Below are 20,683 nucleotides of genomic sequence, written 5' to 3'. Positions count from 1 at the left end.
GGCCGCCGTGTTCCGCAAACAACTATACTATCTGAGCAGCGAACAGCTGTGCGCCTACCAGTGGCGCGCCGGGCGCCTGTCGGCGCCGGCCTGCTTCACACCCGACCCGGCCGGCATCGACGCGTTCATGGACTACGTCGAGGCGCAGGGCGACGCCCCCATCCACCTGCTGGCCGACCTGATCGAGGAGGACTTCCAGCGCCAGTTGCTGCCGCACGTGCGCGGCGGCGCCGGCCGCCGGCTGCGCGCCCGCCGCCTGCTGCAGCAATACCGCGACACGCCCTACCGCCACCTCGGCGTGCAGGGCCGCGACGCGGCCGGCCGGCGCGACGACATCGTGCTGCTGTGCGCGCTGACCAACCCGGCCGTGGTGCAGCCGTGGATCGCCGCGCTGGAACAACTCAAGGCGCCGCTGGCCGGGCTGTATTCGGCCACCCTGCTGAGCGCCGCCCTGCTGCCCAAGCTGGCCCTGGACGAGGCGCACCTGCTGCTGGTGAGCCAGCAGTCGGCCGGCCTGCGGCAGAGCTATTTCCAGCGCGGCCAGCTGAAGTTCTCGCGCCTGACCCCGGCGCTGGACCGCGACGGCGCGCCCGTCAACCTGGCCGCCGAGACCGGCAAGACCCAGCAGTTCCTCACCAGCGTGCGCCTGCTCGGGCGCGGCGAGATGCTGCACACCGTGGTGCTGGCGCCGGCGCCGCAGATCGCCGCGCTCGAGGCGCTGTGCCGCGACGGCGCCGAGACCAGCTACCGCTTCGTCGCCCTGGCCGAGGCGGCTGCCCGGCTCGGCCTGGCCGAGGCGCCGGCGCTGGCCGAGCCGCTGCTGCTGCACCTGCTGGCCGCCGCGCGGCCGGCCGGCCACTACGCGCTGGGCGAGGCGCGCCGCTACTTCCTGCTGCGCCGCGCCCGCCTGGCGCTGTCCGGCGCCGCCGCCGCCGTCTGCGCCGGCGCGCTGCTGTGGTCGGGCGCCAACCTGTGGAACTATGTCGGCGACAGCGGCGCCGGCGAACGGCTGGCGCGCGAGGCCGAGCAGTTCGACCGGCGCTATCAGGGCGTCATGGCGGACCTGCCGCCGAGCGTCGCCAAGACCGCCAACATGAAGGCCGCCGTCACCGTCGAACGGATGGTGGCCGAACAGGCGCCGCAACCGCAGGCGATGATGGCCATGCTCAGCGCCGCGCTGGACAAGGTGCCGCAGGTCAGCCTGCTGCAGCTCGACTGGGCCGTCAAGCCGGCCGGCGCCGCCAGCCAGTCGGCGCCGGCCGGGACGGCGGCGCAGCCGGCGGCGCTGGCGGCGCTGGCCGGCGGCGCGGCCGACGGCGGCCAGGCGGCGCCGCTGTCGTCGGCGCTGATCGGCATCCCGGGGCGGCCGCCGCAGACGCTGCGCGTCGAAGCCGAGATCGCCGTCAGCCAGGACAACTACCGCAGCGTGCTCGAGGCGATGAACCGCTTCACCCAGGAGCTGGCGCGCCAGCCGCGCCTGCTCGTCCAGATCGAGCAGCCGCCGCTCGACACCCGCCCCAACGTCAAGCTGAGCGGCAAGGCCGGCACTGCGGCGGCCGACGGCAAGGCCAAATTCATCCTCAACCTGGTGCTCACGCCATGAACGCGCAATCCGTCCCCGGCAAGAAGAAGGCGGCCGCCGCCGTCATCGCGCTGCCCTACTGGCTGCGCGAGTTCGGCCAGCTCCGCCTGGCCGCGCTGGGCCTGGCCGCCGCCGCCGGCCTCGGCGCGGCCCTGGTGCTGACCACGCTGTGGTACCGCCACGACGCCGCCGACGCCCTGGCCCAGGCGCAGCAAACGCGCGACGCCGCCTACGCCCGCTTCGCCCACGTCGAGAACGAGAAGCAGGAGATCCGCGCCTACCAGCCGCGCTTCATCGCGCTGCGCGCGCGCGGCATGATCGGCGAGGAGAACCGGCTCGACTGGGTCGAGGCGGTGCGCCAGGTGCAGGAGCGGCGCCGCCTGCCGCCGCTCAGCTACGAGATCGATCCGCAGCAGCCGGTGCGGCTGGAGGCCGCCGTCGGCCTGGGCGAGTACCGCCTGCACGCCAGCCGCATGCGCCTGCACATGGACCTGCTGCACGAGATGGACCTGTTCAACTTCCTCGCCGACCTGCGCGCGCGCAGTTTCTACGCGGCGCAGGACTGCAGCCTGAAACGCCTGCCGCTGGCGCAGAACGTCGCCAACGCGCCGACCCTGGCGGCCGACTGCACCCTCAACTGGTTGACGCTGACGCCGGCCGCGCCGGCGCCCGTGGCGGCCGCCAAGAAAGGCACCCGATGAGCCCGTCCCGATTCTTGTCGCGCCCGGCCGTGCCGGCCACGGCGTCGCCACGGCCGGGCGCGGCGCGGCTGCTGGCCGTGCTGGCGGCCTCGGCCGCGCTGCTGGCCGGCGCGCCGGCGGCGGCCCAGCGCCCGGCGCTGGGCCGGCTGTTCTCCTCGCCAGACGAGCGCGCCGCCCTCGACGCCAAGCGCGACGGCGCCGCCCCGGCCGGCCAGCCGGCCGAGCCGGCCGCGCCCGGCGGCGCGCCGGGCATGCCAGGCATGCCGGCCGAGCCGGCGCCGGCCCAGGCGGCGCCGGCCGCGCCCGCGCCGGTGCAGTTGAACGGCGTGCTGCGCGGCAGCAGCGGGCGCGCCACCGTCTGGCTCGACCAGCAGCCGCAGGCCGGCGCCGGCGGGCCGGCCCAGCCGGGCCAGGCGCAGACGCTGCAGTTGTCGTCGGGCCGCCGGGTCGTCCTCAAGCCGGGCCAGAGCTACAATGCCGCCAATGGCAGCGTCGTCGAAGCGGCCGGCCGCTAGGCGCCAGCGCGGCGCCGCGCTGCTGATATTGGTCGCCCTGGTCGGGCTGGGCGCCGCCGCGCTGTTGATCAGCGCCCTCGGCCACAGCACGCTGGAGGCGCGCCGCGTCCAGCGCACCGTGGCCAAGCTGGCCGAGGCCAACGAGGCCCTGCTCGGCTTCGCCGTGCGCCACGGCCGCCTGCCCCGGCCGGCCGTCTCGGCGCTCGACGGCGGCGAGAACCCGCTGCCCTGCGACAGCGAGCAAAGCTGCACCGGCCTGCTGCCCTGGGTCGCGCTCGGCATCGACGGCGTCGACGCCTGGGGCAAGCGCTTGCGCTACAGCGTCACGCCGGTGTTCACCAACAGCCCGCTGCTGCGCATCTCGGCGGTCGCCACCAAGACGGTGCAAAACCGCGACGCCGGCGGCGCCCTCGGCTACCTGGTCGGCCAGTCGACCTGCGACCTGGGCGCCCAGTGCGCGCCGCTGGTGCTGCTGTCGCACGGCCGCGAGAACTTCGGCAGCAGCGTGCTCGGCATCGCGCTGCCCAACGTCGCCGTGGGCAACGTCGACGAGCAGCTCAACGCCGCCTCGGCGCGCCACTTCGTCGACCGCGTCGCCAGCGCCGAGCCGGCCGCGCCGGGCGGCCCCTTCGACGACATCGTCGGCACGCTGCCGCTGTCCACCCTGTACCAGCAAATGGGAGCGGCCCACGTGCTGCCTTAAATCATGAGAACACGTCCTGCCACGCGCCGCCAGTCCGGCTTCACCCTGATCGAGATCGCCATCGTGCTGGTCATCGTCGGCCTGATGATAGGCGGCCTGATCATGCCGCTGTCGGTCCAGCTCGAGCAGCGCAAGGTGGCCGACACGCAGAAGGCGCTCGACGAGGCCAAGGAGGCGCTGGCCGGCTTCGCCCTGCGCCACGGCTACCTGCCCTGCCCGGCCGTGTCGGCCGGCAACGGCCTGGAGGACCGCGCCGACACCCAGTGCCGCGGCGGCAAGCGCCAGGGCTACCTGCCGTGGGCGACGCTGGGCCTGGCCAAGCTCGACAGCTGGAACCACCTGTACCGCTACAGCGTCACGCCCGAGTTCAGCGACAGCGGCGCGCGCTTCAACCTGTCGACCCCGGGCGACATCACCATCGCCAGCCGCGACGGCGCCGGCAAGGTGGTGGCCGCCAGCGCGGCCAACGACGTGCCGGCGCTGGTCATGTCGCACGGCAGGAACGGCTACGGCGCCAGCGGCGACCTGGGCCAACTGGTGGCCGACGTCTCGCCGTCCAACCCGGACGAGCGGGTCAACCAGAGCAACCCGCGCATCTTCTTCAACCGTGGCGCCAGCGACAACGGCGCCGCCCCCGGCGGCGAGTTCGACGACATCGTCGGCTGGGTCTCGGCCAACATCCTGGCCAACCGCATGGTCGCGGCGCGCAGGCTGCCATGACGGCGGCGCCGCCCGCCGCGCCGCTGCTGCGCCCGGCCCTGACCATCGCCCGCTACACCCTGCTCGAGGCGCTGCGCAACCGCCTGCTGTGGCTGCTGCTGCTGGCCGCCGCCGGCGCCGTCGGCCTGGGCGCGCTGCTGCACGCCGTCGCGCTGACCGAGGGCGGCCAGCTGCAGGCGGCCGTGCTGGCCGCGCTGCTGCGCCTGGCGGCGGTGTTCCTGCTGGCCGCCTTCGTCGTCACCAGCATCGCCCGCGAGGCGCAGGACAAGGGCCTCGAGCTGCTGCTGGCGCTGCCGTTGCCGCGCGCCGCCTACCTGCTCGGCAAGCTGGCCGGCTTCGCCGCCGCCGCCGCGCTGCCGGCGCTGCTGTTCGGCGCGCTGGCGCTGGGCCTGGCGCCGCCCGGCCAGGCGGCGCTGTGGGCCGCCTCGCTGCTGTGCGAGTTGTGGATCGTCGCCGCCTTCAGCCTGCTGTGCGCGCTCGGCCTCGGCCAGACGCTGCCGGCGCTGGCCGCCGTCGCCGCCTTCTACCTGCTGGCGCGCCTGATCGGCACGCTGCAACTGCTCGGCCACGCCGCCGACGCCGGCCACGGCGCGGCGGGCCGCCTGCTGGCCGGCGGCGTCGACCTGCTGGCCCTGCTGCTGCCCCACCTGGACGGCTTCACCCGCAGCGACTGGCTGGTCTACCACGGCGGCAGCGGCGCCGACCTGCTGGCCGTGCTGGCGCAGAGCGCGCTGTACGTCGCCCTGCTGGCCAGCGCCGCCTTGTTCGACCTGTACCGCAAGAACGTCTGATGGCCGCGATCCCGCCCGGCGCCACGCCGCCACCGGCAGCCGCAGCGGCGCGCCCGGCGGCGGCACCACCGCCAACGCCGCCAGCGCCGCCAGCGCCGCCACCGTCCGCGCCGTCGGGACGCTCGGCGCCGCCGTCGCGCGTGCCGCCGGCGGTGCGCTGGCTGCTGGCGCTGACGCTGGGCGGCCAGCTGCTGTGGCAGGCCGGCCGGCCGGCGCCGGCGCCCAGCCAGCAGGCGCTGCCGCCGGCGCCCCCGTTGGCGCTGCTGCGCCTGGCCAGCCTGGGCGAGACGGCCGCCCTGTCGCGCCTGCTGACCCTGTACGTGCAGGGCTTCGACCAGCAGGCCGGGATGGACATCGCCTGGCGCCATTTGGACTACGCCGGCGTCGCCGCCTGGCTCGGCCGCGCCCTCGACCTCGACCCGCGCAGCCAGTACCCGCTGCTGGCCGCCAGCGCGGTGTACGGCGCCGTCAACGACGCGCCGCGCCAGCGCCTGATGCTGGCCTTCGTCTACCAGCGCTTCGCCGAGGACCCCAACCGGCGCTGGCCGTGGCTGGCCCACGCCGCGCTGGTGGCCAAGCACCGCCTGCACGACCTGCCGCTGGCGCGCGAGTACGCCCGCGCCATCCGGCTGCACGCCAACGGCCCCGGCGTGCCGGCCTGGGCGCGCGAGCTGGAGCTCTTCGTGCTGGAGGACATGAACGAGCTCGACGCCGCGCGCGCGCTGATCGGCGGCCTGCTGCAGGACGGCAGCATCGACGAACCCAACGAGCTGCGCTTCCTGGCCGCCCGCCTCGACGCGCTAGCGGCGCGCCAAGCCGACGCGACGCCGACGCCGACGCCGCCGACACCGCCGTGAGCGGCCGTGGGTGACCGCCGTGCGCGGCGGCGGCGCCCTGCCGCCAGGCATTGTTTATGATGCGCAATCGGCGCAGGAATTGTAATATAGCGGTATGAACCAAAAGGACAAACCCATGCAAGGCCCCATCCCGCGACTGCCGGCCCAACGCGGCTTCACCCTGGTCGAGATCGCCATCGTGCTGGTCATCATCGGCCTGCTGCTGGGCGGCGTGCTGAAGGGCCAGGGCCTGATCGACAGCGCCAAGGTGAAGAACATCATCCAGCAGTCGAACTCGCTGTCGGCCGCCGTCAACGCCTACCAGGACAAGTTCCGCGCCCTGCCCGGCGACGACGTCCAGGCCACCCTGCACGCCCCCGGCGCCAGCGGCAACGGCAACGGCGACGGCCAGATCGCCGAGTACCAACTGGCGCCGCAACACCTGGCGCTGGCCGGCTTCATCACCGGCTCCTACAACGGCAGCACCGACTTCATGACCAGTGCCCAGGGCGGCGCCGTCTACATCTACAACGACATCGTCGCCGGCCGTGGCGGCAACGGCATCCGACTCGACAATCTGCCCGACTCCTTCGCCGAGCAGATCGACAGCAAGCTCGACGACGGCAAGTTCAACACCGGCTCGGTGCGCGCCACCGGCAACTACACCAACAACGGCAGCATCGTCAGCCGCACCGCTCTGTTCTTCTAAGTCCCCAGCCACCGCCGCGCCGGCCGATGCGGAAAAATGTTACCTTGTCTTTCGACCGAAGCGCGGCAAGCCGGCCCCGCCCGGAAAGCGAAGGAGGCAGACGGCGGGCCTGCACACAGGCGCATAGGCGGGGTCAGTGCCGACATTCGGACACAGGCTCAGCATTAAAGAGCCTCGGTGGCATGAGCAATGGTTGAGGTCGTGTCCGAATGTCGGCACTGACCCCGCAGTGAGCAATGGTTGAGGTCGTGTCCGAATGTCGGCACTGACCCCGCAGGTGCGAAGATGTCCGCCAGCCCTTTCCCGTCAGCCAAACAACACCCCCGCCGCCGCGCCGGGCCGCTGCGAAAAATATTCTCCGGATAAAAGTACGCTCGTACTATTTTCAGCTAGAATGGGGCACTAACAACACCGCAGGAGACAGAATGTTCGAAGAATTCATCGGCACCAAGGCGGTCTCGGCGCGCCACCAGTTCGACGTCGCCGCGCTCGACGCCTACCTCGCCGCCCACATCGACGGCTACCCGGCCGGCCCGCTGACGGTCGAGCAATTCAAGGGCGGCCAGTCGAACCCCACCTTCAAGCTGAGCAAGGGCGGGCAGCACTACGTGTTGCGCACCAAGCCGGCGCCGGCCGCCAAGCTGCTGCCCTCGGCCCACGCCATCGAGCGCGAGTACCGCGTCATGGACGCGCTCAACAAGGCCGGCTTCCCGGCCGCCCGCCAGTACGCCCTGTGCACCGACGAGGACGTCATCGGCCGCGCCTTCTACGTGATGGAGTTCGTCGAGGGCCGCGTGCTGTGGGACCAGGCCCTGCCCGGCATGGCGCCGGCCGAGCGCGCCGCCATCTACGACGAGATGAACCGCGTCATCGCCCAGTTGCACAGCATCGACTACGCCGCCATCGGCCTGGCCGACTACGGCAAGCCGGGCAACTACTTCGCCCGCCAGATCGAACGCTGGAGCAAGCAGTACGTGGCCGCCCAGACCGAGACCATCGCGGCGATGGACCAGCTGATCGCCTGGCTGCCGCAGCACATCCCGGCCGGCGACGACACCGCCATCGTGCACGGCGACTACCGCCTCGACAACATGCTGTTCCACCCCACCGAGCCGCGCATCCTCGCCGTGCTGGACTGGGAGCTGTCGACCCTGGGCCACCCCTTCGCCGACTTCTCCTACCACTGCATGAGCTGGCACATCGAGCCGGGCCAGTTCCGCGGCATCGCCGGGCTGGACCTGAAGGCGCTGGGCATCCCCTCGCAGCAGGAATACATCGCCCGCTACGCCGAGCGCACCGGCAAGACGATCCGCCTGGAGGACTTCAATTTCTACCTGGCCTTCAATATGTTCCGCCTGGCCAGCATCATGCAGGGCATCATGAAGCGCTACGTCGACGGCACCGCCGCCAGCGCCCAGGCCTTGGAGTCGGGCAAGATGGCGCGGCCGATGGCCGAGCTGGGCTGGGCCTACGCCTGCGGCAAACCGATCTAATCAGCTCCACCACACAGCAGGGGACACAGACATGGATTTCGCGTATTCGGAGCGCTGCAAGGCGCTGCAGGAAAAGTTGCTGGCCTTCATGGACCAGCACATCTACCCCAACGAGCAGGCCTTCAAGCAGGAGGTCGACCGCAACGGCGCCGAGCGCGGCAACCGCTGGATTCCCACCGAGCTGATCGAGCGGCTGAAGCCGCTGGCGCGCCAGCAGGGCCTGTGGAATTTGTTCCTGCCCAAGTCGGCGCGCGCGCCCGAGGGCCTGTCCAACCTCGACTACGCGCCGCTGTGCGAGATCATGGGCCGGGTGCCGTGGGCGCCCGAGGTGTTCAACTGCGCCGCGCCCGACACCGGCAACATGGAGACCATCGAGCGCTACGGCACCGAGCAGCACAAACAACAGTGGCTCGAACCGCTGCTGCGCGGCGAGATCCGCTCGGCCTTCGCCATGACCGAGCCGGGCGTGGCCTCGTCGGACGCCACCAACATCGAAACCCGCATCGTGCGCGACGGCGACGACTACGTCATCAACGGCCACAAGTGGTGGATCTCCGGCGCCGGCGACCCGCGCTGCAAGCTGTTCATCACCATGGGCAAGACCGACTTCCAGGCCGCCCGCCACGCCCAGCAGTCGATGGTGTTGGTGGCGGCCGACACGCCCGGCATCAGCATCGTCCGGCCGCTGCCGGTGTTCGGCTACGACGACGCGCCGCACGGCCACTGCGAGATCCGCTTCGACAACGTGCGCGTGCCGGCCAGCAACATCCTGCTCGGCGAGGGGCGCGGCTTCGAGATCGCCCAGGGCCGCCTCGGCCCCGGCCGCATCCACCACTGCATGCGCGCCATCGGCGTGGCCGAGCGCGCGCTCGAGCTGATGTGCAAGCGGCTGCAGGCCCGCACGGCCTTCGGCAAGCGCCTGGCCGACCAGGGCGTGTGGCGCGAGCGCATCGCCGAGGCGCGCATCCAGATCGACACGGCGCGCCTGCTGACCCTGAAAACGGCCTACATGATGGACACGGTCGGCAACAAGGGCGCCCAGGCCGAGATCGCCATGATCAAGGTGCTGGCGCCCAACGTGGCGCAGCAGGTGCTCGACTGGGCGATCCAGGCGCACGGCGCGGCCGGCGTGTCGGACGACTTCCCGCTGGCCTACCAGTGGGCCGGCAACCGCACCCTGCGCCTGGCCGACGGCCCCGACGAGGTGCACCGCAACGCCGTCGCCAAGCTCGAGCTGGCCAAGTACGCCGCCAGCAAGGAAGACCTGGGCCTGCCGATCACCCGCAGCTGAGTCCGCCATCGTCGCGCTAGCCGGCGGCCCGCCCGCCGGCCTTTCCCCCGCCCCCGCCTTGGCGCGTGATCGGCGCCATCTATTTGCGCCGCAACGCCGGCGCGCCCTTCCGCAAAGCGCCCGCCTCGGATAGTATTTTGTTGCCGGCCCCCACATCGCGCGCCAGACGGCGCGTAAGTTGACGCCGCTTCAACAAGGGTTTTCCAAGTGCAAGAAAAGCGCCGCCCGGCCCTGCCCTCGATCCGCTCGCAAATCGCGCTGCTGGCGCTCGCCTGCGCGCTGCCGGCGCTGCTCGCCTTCGGCGCGCTGGCGCAGCGCGTCCACCAGCGCGAGCGCGACGAGCTGATGCGGGACACCCGGCAAACCGCGCGCGCCGTCGCCGGCGCGCTCGACAGCGAGCTGGCCCAGGGCCGTGGCGCCCTGCTCGCGCTGGCCGCCTCGCCCAGCCTGGCCGGCGGCGACCTGGCGGCGCTGCGGCGCCAGGCCGACGCGCTGCTGGCCGAGCTGCCGCTGGCCTATATTTCGCTGAGCAAGGCCGGCGGCGAGCAGCTGATGCTCGCCAACAACGGCGCGCCGGCAAGCGCGCCACCGCCCGCCACGCCGGCCGCGCCGGCCCAGCCCCCGGGGGCCGCCGGCCGCCTGACGCTGCGCCCCGACGGCCTGCCCGCCCTCGACCTGCCGGTGCGCCTGGCCGGCCGCGCCGGCTACACCCTCAGCGCCGCCTTCCAGCCGGCCCGCCTCGGCCGCGTCCTCGACGACCAGCCGGTGGCGCCGGCGCTGAGCGTCCTGCTGCTCGACGCCGCCGGCGCGCAGCTGGCCCAGTCCGGCCCGGCCTGGCTGGCGCGGCCCGGCGTGCCGCCGCTGCGCGCCGACCTGGGCGAGGCCAGCGAGGGCCTGCTCGACACCCGCAACGGCGCCGGCGCGGCGGTCTTCCTCGGCTTCCACCGCGCCGCCCTGGGCGGCACCACCGTCGTCGTCAGCGTGCCGCAGATGCGCGCCGACCAAGCGCTGCTGCACATGGTCAGGCCGATCGCCCTGGTGCTGCTGCTGCCGCTGCTGGCCGGCCTGGCGCTGGCCTGGCTGGTGGCCGGCCGCATCGGCCGCGCCGTGCGCGCGCTGGTCGCGCCGGCCCAGGCGCTGGCCAGCGGCGCCCCGCTGGCGCTGGCCTCGACCGGCTGCCGCGAGACCGAGGCGGTGGCCGACGCCCTGCGCGCGCTGGAGGTCGACCTGCTGCGCCACCGCCACCAGCTGGAAAGCCTGGTGCAGCAGCGCACCGCCGCGCTGGAGCGCTCCAGCGCGCTGCTGGAAACCGTCTACGCCACCGCCCCGGTCGGCCTCAGCTATGTCGACCCGCAACTGCGCGTGGTGCGCATCAACGACTATCTGGCGGCGGTCAACGGCCGCCCGGTCGAGCAGCACCTGGGCCGGCCGATCGCCGACATGGTCGCCGACCCGCAGGCGCGCCGCGCCGTGCTCGAGCACTACGCCGAGGTGCTGCGCAGCGGCCGGCCGCTGACCGGCATCGCCCTGAGCGGCACCGCGCCCGGTTCGCCCAACCAACTGTGCCACTGGCTGCTCAGCTACTACCCGCAGTTCGACCCGGACGGCGAGCTGCGCGCCATCAGCGCCCTGCTGCAGGACATCACCGCGCAGAAGAACACCGAGGCCCAGCTGCGCCAGTCGAAGCAGTTGTTCAAGTCGGTGGTGGAGAACATGCCGGCCATGCTGTTCGTCAAGCGCGCCGACGACCTGCGCTTCGAAATGTTCAACCGCCACGGCGAGCAGTTGCTCGGCCTGAGCCGCGACAAGCTGCTCGGCAAGACCGACGCCGAGCTGTTCCCGCCCGCCCAGGCCGCCGCCTTCGCCGCCGCCGACCGCCTGGTGCTGGCCTCGCGCCAGGTCTGCGAGACGGAACAGGAGCCGGTCAGCCGCGCCGACGGCACGCGGCTCCTGCTGACCACGCGCAAGGTGGCGCTGCGCGACGAGCAGGGCCGCGCCACCCACGTGCTCGGCATCGCCATCGACGTCACCGAGCGCAAGCAGGCCGAGCGGGACCTGCGCGCCACCACCGAGCGGCTGGCCCGCAGCGAGCACTTCATCCGCACCGTCACCGACAACCTGCCCGGCATGGTGGCCTACTGGGACGCCGGGCTGCGCTGCCGCTTCGCCAACCGCTACTTCCTCGACTGGCACGGCAGCGACGCCGAGCGCATCGCCGGCGCCGCCATGCCGGACGTGCTGGGCGCCGCCGCCTTCGCGCAACAGCGCCAGCACGTCGACGGCGCGCTGGCCGGCCGGCCGCAGGGCTTCGCCGGCGAGCTGGCCTGGCCGTCGGGCGACAGCAGCCACACCTGGACCAACTTCATCCCCGACCTCGACCCGGGCGGCGTGGTGCAGGGCTTCTTCGTGCTGGTGGCCGACGTCACCGCGCTCAAGGAAAGCGAGCTGCACCTGCAGGAGCTCAACGAGGAGCTGGTGCTGGCGCGCGACCGCGCCGAGGCGGCCAGCCGCGCCAAGAGCGAGTTCGTGGCCAACATGAGCCACGAGATCCGCACCCCGATGAACGCCATCGTCGGCCTGGCCAGGCTGCTCGGCGCGGCCGCGCCGGACGCGCGCCAGCAGGGCTACCTGGCCAAGATCGAGCTGGCCACCCACGCCCTGCTCGGCCTGGTCAACGACGTCTTCGACTTCGCCCGCATCGAGGCCGGCCAGCTGGCGCTGGAGCCCGCACCGTTCGCCCTCGACGAGCTACTCGACGGCCTCGCCGCGCAGCTTGCCGACGCGGCCTGGGCCAAGGGCGTCGAGCCGGTGTTCGCCGTCGCGCCGGGCGTGCCGGCCACGCTGCTGGGCGACGCGGCACGGCTGCAGCAGGTGCTGCTCAAACTGCTCGGCAACGCCATCAAGTTCACCGCCGCCGGCGAGGTGGTGCTGACGGTGCGCCCGGCGCAGGACGACGGCGCGGCGGCCGCAGGCGTGCCCGGCCGGCCCGCGGCAGTGGCCGGCCACGGCGCTGGCAGCGGCGACGGCATCGCCTTCGAATTCGTCGTGCGCGACAGTGGCATCGGCGTCCCGCTCGAACAGCAGCAACGCATCTTCGAGGCCTTCTACCAGGCCGATGGCAGCAGCAGCCGGCGCTACGGCGGCGCCGGCCTCGGCCTGGCGATCTGCCGCCGCCTGGCCGACCTGATGGGCGGCGCCATCAGCGTGCACAGCCAGCCCGGCCGGGGCGCCGAGTTCCGCTTCAGCTGCACGCTGGGGCGCGCCGCGTCGGCCGTCCCCGCCGTGCCGCTGCCGCCGGCCTTGCAGCGGCTGGCCGTGCTGATCGTGGACGACAACGCCAGTGTCCGCGCCGCCCTCGGCGACGCCTGCGCCGGCTTCGGCTGGCACGCCAGCAGCGCCGCCGACGGCGCCGCCGCGCTGGTCCTGCTGCGCGGCCCGCGCCGCTTCGACCTGTTGCTGCTCGACCAGGCCATGCCCGCCCTGGCCGAGGCGGCGGCGGCGCTCGGCGCGGCGGCGGCACCACTGCCGCCGGTGCTGCGGATGATGGCGGGCTGGACCGGCGAGGCGGCGGGCGAGCCCGCGCCCGCCGGCGTGTTGTTCAAGCCGATCACCCCCGGCCGCCTGCTGGCGGCGGTGGCGGCCCTGCGCGGCGCGGCGCCGGCGCGCCAAGCGCGCCCGCGCGCGCCACTGGCCGGACGCCTGGCCGGCCTGCGCGTGTTGCTGGTCGAGGACAACGAGATCAACCAGGAGGTGGCCCAATGCATCCTGCGCCACGCCGGCGCCAGCGTCGAGACCGCCGTCAACGGCGAGCGCGCCGTCGCCCTGCTGTGCGACCAGCCGCAGCGCTGCGACGCGGTGCTGATGGACATCCAGATGCCGGTGATGAACGGCTACGAGGCAGCCGCCGCGATCCGCCGGATGGGCCTGACGCAGCTGCCGCTGATCGCCATGACCGCCAACGTCACCGACGAGGACCGTGCCGCCGCCAGTGCCGCCGGCATGGACGCGCACCTGCCCAAGCCCATCGACGTCGAACAACTGGTGGCCACGCTGGCCCGGCTGGCGCTGCCGGCGGCAACGGCGGTGGCAACGGCGGCAACGCCGGCAACGGCGGCGCCAGCGGCAACGACAACAACCACGACAGCGATGACAAGCACTACGACGGCGGCGATAGCTGAACCGGCTACGGCCGCGCTGGCGGCGACGACGACGGCAACGGCGACGGCGGCCGGCGCCGCGCCGGCGACGGACGGCATCGACCTGGCGGCGGCCCTGCAGCGCATGGGCGGCGACGGCGCCGCGCTGTCCGCCCTGCTGCGGCGCTTCGCCGCCAGCAACGGCGACACCGTCGGCGAGCTGCGCACGCTGCTGGCCGAGGCGCGCCGCGACGAGGCCAAGCTACTGCTGCACCGGCTGCGCGGCGTGGCGGGCAACCTGGGTGCAGTCGATGTCGCCCGCCACTGCGCCCGGGCCGAGGCGGCGCTGACGGCGCTGATGGCGCTGGCAAGCGATACCCTTGCCACGCCGCGCCGCGCCGACGCCGTGGCCGAGGCTGCCGCCTTCGCCGCCGGCAACAATGGCACCCCGGCGCCGGCCGCCACGACAGACAGCAAGCGGCCGGAAACGGCCACCGGGGCCGCGCCGGCGGTGTCGCTGGAGGAGGCGCTGGGCGCGCTGGAGGAGGCGCTGGCGGTGGTGCGCGCCGGCATCGACGCGCTGCCGGCGCAGGCGGCCGCGCCCGCCACATTGCCGGACGGAATCGAGCTTGACTCCGCCGCATTGAAGCGAATGCTGGCGGAATTCCAAACTTTGCTTCAAAATAACAATTTACACGCGCTGGAGTGCTTCCACGCACTGCGCCCCGCCCTCGCGGCGCGCCACTGCGACGGCACGGCCCTGGCCGCCGCCCTGGACACACTGGACTTCCCGCGCGCCCAGCAACTGGTGGACGAGCTGTTGCAACGAAAGGACTGGGCATGAGCTGGACCAACCTGGCCACCAATGGACGCATTCTGGTGGTCGACGACGCGATGGAGAACATCCAGATCCTGCACCAGGCGCTGCGCGGCGAGCACGACGTGTTGTTCGCCCTGAGCGGGGAGAAGGCGCTCGAGTTGGCCCACCAGCAACTGCCCGACCTGATCCTGCTCGACGCCATGATGCCCGGCATGGACGGCTACGCCGCCTGCGCCGCGCTGAAGGCGTCGGCCGAAACGCACGACATCCCGGTCATCTTCGTCACCGCGCTGAGCCAGCCGGAGGACGAGACGCGCGCGCTCGAGGCCGGCGCCGTCGACTTCATCAGCAAGCCCTTCAACGTCGCCGTGGTGCGCGCCCGCGTGCGCACCCAGCTGACCATCAAGCGCCAGGCCGACGCGCTGCGCGAGCTGACCCTGACCGACGCGCTGACCGGCGTGGCCAACCGGCGCAGCTTCAACAACACGCTGGAGAACGAATGGCGCCGCTGCGCCCGCTCCGGCGCCGCGCTGGCCCTGATCATGATCGACGTCGACCACTTCAAGCGCTACAACGACCTGTACGGCCACCAGGCGGGCGACCATTGCCTGCAGCGGCTATGCGCCGCCATGGCCCGTTGCGCCAGCCGGCCGCAGGACCTGTTGGCGCGCTTCGGCGGCGAGGAGTTCATCCTGCTGTTGCCGGAGGAGGAGCTGGCCGGCGCCAGCGTGGTGGCCCAGCGCCTGCTCGACGAGGTGCGCGCGACCGCCCTGCCGCACGCCGCCTCGCCGACCAGCCCGCTGGTCACCGTCAGCATGGGCCTGGCGGCGACGCTGCCGCGCGCCGGCCTCGACACCGGCGAGCTGATCCGCACCGCCGACGCCCTGCTGTACCGCGCCAAGCACACCGGCCGCAACCGCTTTTGCTTCGACGGCCACGACTGAGCGCCTCCCGTCGATGAACGGCGGCGCTCGAACCCCGCAAGCCAGGGGTCAGACCCCTCGCGGGGTCTGACCCCGACCGTGGCGGACCGGGTTGCGGGGTGCAAGGCGCCTGGAGGACACCCTCGACTCAACTTGGCCGCACCGCCCTCAATAGCGCCGCATCAAAAACTCGGCCACGCAGACCGGCTTGACGCCGCCCTCGCGCTCGACCACCACGCCCCACTCGACCTGCGCGCCGCCCTCGATGTCCTCGATGGCCTGGATGGTCAGGCGCGCGCGCAGCCGGCTGCCGACCGGCACCGGGGCCGGGAAGCGCACCTTGTTGAGGCCGTAGTTGATGCCCATCCTCATGTCGGCCATGTGCAGCGCGTTGACCAGCATGGCCGGCACCAGCGCCAACGTCATGAAGCCGTGCGCCACCGTGCCGCCGAACGGCGACTCCAGCGCCGCCCGCTCGACGTCGACGTGGATCCACTGGTGGTCGCCGCTGGCCTCGGCGAACAGGTCGACGCGCTGCTGGCTGATCTCCACCCAGTCGGACACGGCGACCTCCTGCCCGACCAGCGCCTTCATCTCCTCCAACGTGGCAAGCTCACGCATGCTGCGCGAACCCGGGCTGGGCGATGAAACGCTCCAGATGGTGGTCGACGTCGCCCAAGGTCAGCGCGATCATGCTCAGACGCTTGAAGTGGTGCGCCGCCGGCAGCTCGTCGGTGACGCCCATGCCGCCGTGCAGCTGCACCGCCTGCTGGCCGACGAAGGTGGCCGCCTGGCCGACCCGCACCTTGGCCGCCGAGACGACCCGGCGGCGCTCCTCGTCGTCGGTCGAATCGACCTTGACGGCGGCCAGCATGGCCATCGAACGGGCCTGCTCGAGGTGGATGAACATGTCGGCCATGCGGTGCTGCAAGGCCTGGAACTTGCCGATCGGCGCGCCGAACTGCGTGCGCGTCTTCAAGTACTCCAGCGTGGCGGCGAAGATCGCGTCCATCGCGCCGACCGCCTCGGCGCACAACAGCGTGGCGCCATAGTCGGCCGCCGCGTCGAGGATGCCCCAGCCGGCGCCGGCCGCGCCCAGCAGCGCGCCGGCCGGCAACGCCACCTGCTTCAGCGTGACATTGGCGGCGCGCTGGCCGTCGATGGTGCGGTAGTCGCGCACCGTGACGCCGGGCGTGTTCACCGGCAGCAGGAACAGCGAGATGCCGCCGCTGTCGCGTTGGGCGCCGGCGCTGCGCGCCGAGACGATCAGCGCGCCGGCCTGGCCGCCGTGGATGACCACGGTCTTGGCGCCGTCCAGCACATAGCCGGCGCCGCTGGCCGTGGCCGTGGTCTTGATGTCATGCAGGTCGTGGCGCGACTGCTGCTCGCCCAGCGCGCAGGCCAGCTTGAGTTCGCCGCCGGCCACTCGCTCCAGCGCCGCTTCGTGGCCGCCGGCCAGGCTCAGGAAGCGCGCCCCCAGCACGGTGGCCAGGTAGGGTTCGACCACCAGGCCGCGCCCCAGCTCCTGCATCACCAGCAGCAGGTCGACCGCCGTGCCGTCGAAGCCGCCCTGCGCCTGCGCCACCGGCAGCGCCGTCATGCCCAGCTCGGTCAGCGTGGCCCAGGCCGCGTCGGACACGCCGGCCGGCGAATGGATGATCTGGTGGCGCGTGGCGAAGCCGTAGTCCTTGTCGACCCAGCGGCGCAGCGCGTCGGCGAATTGCTTCTGTTCTTCATTGAAAGTAAAGTCCATGCTGTCCCCTCACAGACCCAGAATCATCTGGGTAATGATGTTTTTCTGAATCTCGTTGGAGCCGCCGTAGATCGACGTCTTGCGGAAATTGAAGTAGTAGCCGGCCAGCGGCGCGGCGGCGTCGTCGCCGCTCAAGGCGTGCTCGGCGCTGCCGTCGAGGTAGTCGGTGTCGAAGGGCAGCGCGTTCGGCCCCAGCGCCTCGACCATCAGCTCGGTCAGCCACTGCTGGATCTCCGAGCCGCGCACCTTCAGCATCGACGCCTCCGGTCCCGGCGCGTGCGAGTCCTGCGTGATGACGCGCAGCACCGTCGTCTCCAGCGCCATCAGCTCGATCTCCAGATTGGCCACCTTGGCGGCGAACAGCGGGTCCTGCAGCAGCGGCTTGCCGTGCTTCAGGTGCTCGCTCGCCACCTTCTTCAGGAACAACAGCTCGCGCTTGGAGCGGCCCACCGCCGCGATGCCGGTGCGCTCGTGGCCCAGCAGGTACTTGGCGTAGGTCCAGCCCTTGTTCTCCTTGCCGACCAGGTTCTCCAGCGGCACCTTGACGTTGTCGAAGAACACCTCGTTGACCTCGTGGTCCTCGTCGAGCATGATGATCGGCCGCACGGTGATGCCCGGCGTCTTCATGTCGATCAACAGGAAGGAGATGCCCTCCTGCTTGCGCACGCCGCTGTCGGTGCGCACCAGGCAGAAGATCATGTCGGCGTGCTGGCCCAGCGTGGTCCAGGTCTTCTGGCCGTTGACGATGTAGTGCTCGCCGACGCGCTCGGCGGTGGTCTTCAGCGAGGCCAGGTCGGAGCCGGCGCCCGGTTCCGAGTAGCCCTGGCACCACCAGTCCTCGCAGCTGAGGATGCGCGGCAGATAGTAGGCTTTTTGCGCCTCGTTGGCGAAGGCCATGATGACCGGCGCCACCATGTTGATACCGAACGGCAGGATGGGCGGCGTGCCGGCGCGGGCGCACTCCTCCTCCCAAATGTGGCGCTGGGTGGCATTCCAGCCCGGACCGCCGTACTCCACAGGCCAGGCCGGCGCGGCCCAGCCTTGCTTGGCGGCGATGCGGTGCCAGCGCACGTAGTCGTCCTTTTGCAGGCGCAGGTGCATGCGCACCTTCTGCTGCAGGTCGGCCGGCAAATTGGCGTCGAGGAAGGCGCGTACCGTGTCGCGGAAGGCCAGGTCCTCGGCCGTATAGTTCAAATCCATGCTGTCTCCTTTATTTTTCTCGGCATAAAAAAGCACGACCGTTCAAAATAAATTGTACCGCATAAACCGATGCCGTTCGCGGCATTTTTTCACCCCCACCCGGGACGCCGAAGCCGGGGTCAGACCCCGCAGGGGTCTGACCCCTTTGCCTGCGGGGTAAGGCCGGCATCCCGCCAACCTTCCAGAACCCGGCTACTCGACCATGATGGCCAGGTCGCGCCCCTGCGTGGCGACGTTGCCGGCATAGTCGGCCGCCAGGATGCGCAGCGTGTAGTTGCCCGGCGCCAGGTCGGCCACCCGCCACATGCCCGGCGTGACGCGGCCGGCCAGCATCTGGTTGTTCAGCGCGTAGACGAAGCGCGTCTCCTTGCTGCCGTGCACGGTGATGCCGCTGTTGGCGGCGTAGGCCAGCTTGACCGCCTCCGAGTTGCGCGGCAGGCGGTCGTACTGCTGCATGACGCGCGGCTGCTCGTAGCCGGCCAGCGGCGTGCCCTCCGCCGCCAACACCTGGTAGCCGAGCTTGTAGAGGCCCAGCCGGCGCCGCGCCTGGTTGCCATCGACCAGGTCGAAGGCGTCGACGGCGATGCCCACCTCGCCCAAGCTGCGCGCCACGGCCAGCCGGCCGCCCTGCTTGCGCGCCAGCTCGCGGCCGCTGGCGTCGCTCAGGGCGATACCGTGGATCTGCGGCGCCACCGTGTCGCGCAGGCCGATGAACGGCAGGCTGAGCGGATTGAGTTCGTCGCCGTTCGGGCTGTAGTCCAGATGCACGTGGGCCATGCGGTTGACCGTGCCCAAGGTGTCGCCGCTGTCGAAGCGGGTGCCGCGCTTGACGCGGATGCGGCCCGGCTTGCCGTTCTCGTCGGCCAGCAGCTGGAAGCGGCCGTCGAGCGGCTCGTCCTTGGCGTTGCGGCCGACCCGCATGTGGATATACGACAGGCCGTCGATCGCCAGCCCCTCGCTCAGGCCGCCAAAGGCCCAGTTCGGCAGCGGGTCGCGCACCTTGGCGGCGGCCACCGCCAGCACCGGCGCGCCGACGGCGGCCTGCACGTCGAGGCCGGCGTGGAAATGGTCGCGGCTCTCGCCGTCGAAGTTGCCGCGCACCTCGCCCATCAGGCCGATCACCTCGTGCACCTGCTGCTGCGGCTTGACCGGCCACAGCATCGGCTTGGCCCAGAGCGGCGCGGCCGCTGGCGGCGCCGCCGCCGGCGCCACTTGGCCCGGCCGGGGCGGCGCGATGTGGTGCAGGCGGAAGGTGGCCGCGTCGCTGACGAACAGCGAGCCGTCCGGCGCCAGCGCCATGCCGCGCGGCGCGTACAGGCGCACCATGCCGTCGCCGCCGTAGCCGGGCTCGGCCGGATGGTCGACGTCGACCAGCGCGGCCGCCGCGGCGCCCGGCGCCAGCTGGGCCACGGCGCCGTGCAAACCGCTGGCCACGTAGATGACGCCATCGTGGGTCACCGCCACCGCCATCGGCCGTGCCAGCATCGATTCGCGGTCCTTCTGGTCGGCGCTGGCGACGGTGCTGACCTGGCTGTTGGCGCCCAGGGTCAGCTTGCGCAGCGCGTTGTTGCGCGTGTCGGCGATCAGCAGCTCGCCGGCCGGCGTCAACGCCAGCGCGCACGGCGTGTCGAACAGCGATTGCGCCGCCGGGCCGTCGGCCAGGCCGGGATGGGCGCCGCCGGCGATGGTGCTGACCGTGCCGTCCGGCGCGATGCGGCGGATGCGGTCGTTGTAGGTGTCGGCCACGTAGACCACGCCGGCGCCGTCCACCGCCAGGCCCAGCGGGCCGTTGAACTGGGCCTGCGCGCCCTTGCCGTCGCGGAAGCCGGCCAGGCCGTCGCCGGCCAGGGTGCTCACCTGCCCCTGCGGCGTGATCTTGCGGATGGCGTTGTTGCCGGTGTCGGCCACATACAGGTTGCCGGCGCCGTCGATTGCCAGGCCGGACGGCGTGTTGAAGGCGGCCGCCGCGCCGCCGCCCTCGGCGTAGCCCTCGGTCGAGCCGGCCACGGTGCTGACCGTGCCGTCCGGGCTGATCTTGCGGATGCGGTTGTTGGCGCCGGCGTCGGCCACGTACAGGTTGCCGGCGCGGTCGAGCACCACGCCGAAGGGGTCGGCGAAGCGCGCCTTGGCGCCTTCCTCGCCGCCCGCGCTGCCGTCGCCGGCCACGGTGGCGACGCGCGCCGGCCACAGGCGCACGGTGGCCAGGCGCTCGGCGGCGGCCGGGGCGGCCTGTTCGCCGTGCGGGGCAAGGGAGTAGGCGACGATGCCGCCGACCAGCGCGCCGGCGACGGCCAGTGCGGCGATCGACAGCTTGAATTGAGTTGGGGTCACTAGGCTGCTCTGGTTGTTATTGCAAAGAAAGCCAGCTTACCTGATTCACACCGCTTCAACAATCTCCGGAGCCTGCCGGCCACGCCCCTTTTGGAGCCATGCGGCAATACCAGATGACTACCAGAAGTATTTTTTTGCAGTGCAAGAAAACTATAGCGGCGCAGAGTATCCAAGTGGAA

The 20,683-nt window shown here is 72.2% G+C and carries 16 protein-coding genes; 12 read left to right on the top strand and 4 right to left on the bottom strand.

The genetic code is table 11. From position 1 onward, the window contains the following. The first annotated feature begins 7 nt into the window (after nt 1-7). From BM252_RS16335 to BM252_RS16280, 12 genes are all read left to right on the top strand, one after another. Nucleotides 8-1,603, top strand: coding sequence for a hypothetical protein (locus BM252_RS16335; protein ID WP_093388735.1), 1,596 nt, complete (start codon nt 8-10; stop codon nt 1,601-1,603). Beyond that, nucleotides 1,600-2,283: a hypothetical protein gene (locus BM252_RS16330; RefSeq protein ID WP_093388734.1), complete on the top strand. Its 684-nt coding sequence runs from the start codon at nt 1,600-1,602 to the stop codon at nt 2,281-2,283. The genes BM252_RS16335 and BM252_RS16330 overlap by 4 nt, the downstream gene beginning before the upstream one ends. Then, nucleotides 2,280-2,798: a hypothetical protein gene (locus tag BM252_RS16325; RefSeq protein WP_139236537.1), complete on the top strand. Its 519-nt coding sequence runs from the start codon at nt 2,280-2,282 to the stop codon at nt 2,796-2,798. The genes BM252_RS16330 and BM252_RS16325 overlap by 4 nt, the downstream gene beginning before the upstream one ends. Further along, on the top strand, nt 2,767-3,501 hold the full coding sequence (locus tag BM252_RS16320; protein WP_093388732.1) for a hypothetical protein: 735 nt from the start codon (nt 2,767-2,769) through the stop codon (nt 3,499-3,501). Before BM252_RS16325 ends, BM252_RS16320 begins: the two co-directional genes overlap by 32 nt. Before the next feature lie 3 nt (nt 3,502-3,504). Continuing rightward, the gene (locus tag BM252_RS16315) at nt 3,505-4,221 is read left to right on the top strand and encodes a type II secretion system protein (RefSeq protein WP_093388731.1); all 717 of its coding nucleotides are present in this window, start codon (nt 3,505-3,507) and stop codon (nt 4,219-4,221) included. Continuing rightward, the gene (locus tag BM252_RS16310; RefSeq protein WP_093388730.1) at nt 4,218-5,012 is read left to right on the top strand and encodes an ABC transporter permease; all 795 of its coding nucleotides are present in this window, start codon (nt 4,218-4,220) and stop codon (nt 5,010-5,012) included. Before BM252_RS16315 ends, BM252_RS16310 begins: the two co-directional genes overlap by 4 nt. Further along, nucleotides 5,012-5,869: a hypothetical protein gene (locus BM252_RS16305; protein ID WP_245774292.1), complete on the top strand. Its 858-nt coding sequence runs from the start codon at nt 5,012-5,014 to the stop codon at nt 5,867-5,869. Before BM252_RS16310 ends, BM252_RS16305 begins: the two co-directional genes overlap by 1 nt. A 115-nt stretch (nt 5,870-5,984) precedes the next feature. Next, on the top strand, nt 5,985-6,557 hold the full coding sequence (locus tag BM252_RS16300; RefSeq protein ID WP_093388834.1) for a prepilin-type N-terminal cleavage/methylation domain-containing protein: 573 nt from the start codon (nt 5,985-5,987) through the stop codon (nt 6,555-6,557). A gap of 425 nt (nt 6,558-6,982) precedes the next feature. Then, complete coding sequence (locus BM252_RS16295) at nt 6,983-8,050, top strand: phosphotransferase (protein WP_093388728.1); 1,068 nt, start codon at nt 6,983-6,985, stop codon at nt 8,048-8,050. Between the two features lie 31 nt (nt 8,051-8,081). Then, nucleotides 8,082-9,341 (top strand): acyl-CoA dehydrogenase family protein, encoded by a 1,260-nt coding sequence (locus BM252_RS16290; RefSeq protein ID WP_093388727.1) that lies wholly within the window; start codon nt 8,082-8,084, stop codon nt 9,339-9,341. Nucleotides 9,342-9,548: 207 nt separating this feature from the next. Beyond that, a complete protein-coding gene (locus BM252_RS16285; protein ID WP_093388726.1) occupies nt 9,549-14,321 on the top strand; it encodes a PAS domain-containing protein in 4,773 nt (1,590 codons plus the stop codon). Continuing rightward, nucleotides 14,318-15,241 (top strand): diguanylate cyclase domain-containing protein, encoded by a 924-nt coding sequence (locus tag BM252_RS16280; protein WP_093388725.1) that lies wholly within the window; start codon nt 14,318-14,320, stop codon nt 15,239-15,241. The genes BM252_RS16285 and BM252_RS16280 overlap by 4 nt, the downstream gene beginning before the upstream one ends. Nucleotides 15,242-15,388: 147 nt before the next feature. Here BM252_RS16280 and BM252_RS16275 read toward each other — a convergent pair whose 3' ends face one another. The 4 genes from BM252_RS16275 to BM252_RS16260 form a co-directional block, all read right to left on the bottom strand. Beyond that, nucleotides 15,389-15,841, bottom strand: a complete 453-nt coding sequence (locus BM252_RS16275; protein WP_093388724.1) for a MaoC family dehydratase — start codon at nt 15,839-15,841, stop codon at nt 15,389-15,391. After that, a complete protein-coding gene (locus BM252_RS16270; RefSeq protein ID WP_093388723.1) occupies nt 15,834-16,973 on the bottom strand; it encodes an acyl-CoA dehydrogenase family protein in 1,140 nt (379 codons plus the stop codon). Before BM252_RS16270 ends, BM252_RS16275 begins: the two co-directional genes overlap by 8 nt. Before the next feature lie 9 nt (nt 16,974-16,982). Further along, nucleotides 16,983-18,173 carry an acyl-CoA dehydrogenase family protein gene (locus tag BM252_RS16265; RefSeq protein ID WP_093388722.1) on the bottom strand — a complete coding sequence of 397 codons (1,191 nt, stop codon included), beginning with the start codon at nt 18,171-18,173 and terminating at the stop codon, nt 16,983-16,985. 192 nt (nt 18,174-18,365) lie between these two features. After that, a complete protein-coding gene (locus BM252_RS16260) occupies nt 18,366-20,504 on the bottom strand; it encodes a gluconolaconase (RefSeq protein WP_093388721.1) in 2,139 nt (712 codons plus the stop codon). Between the last annotated feature and the right edge of the window lie 179 nt (nt 20,505-20,683).

The organism is Rugamonas rubra, assembly GCF_900114705.1.
GTDB lineage: Bacteria > Pseudomonadota > Gammaproteobacteria > Burkholderiales > Burkholderiaceae_D > Rugamonas > Rugamonas rubra.
This window is presented reverse-complemented; position numbering and strand designations above follow the sequence as displayed.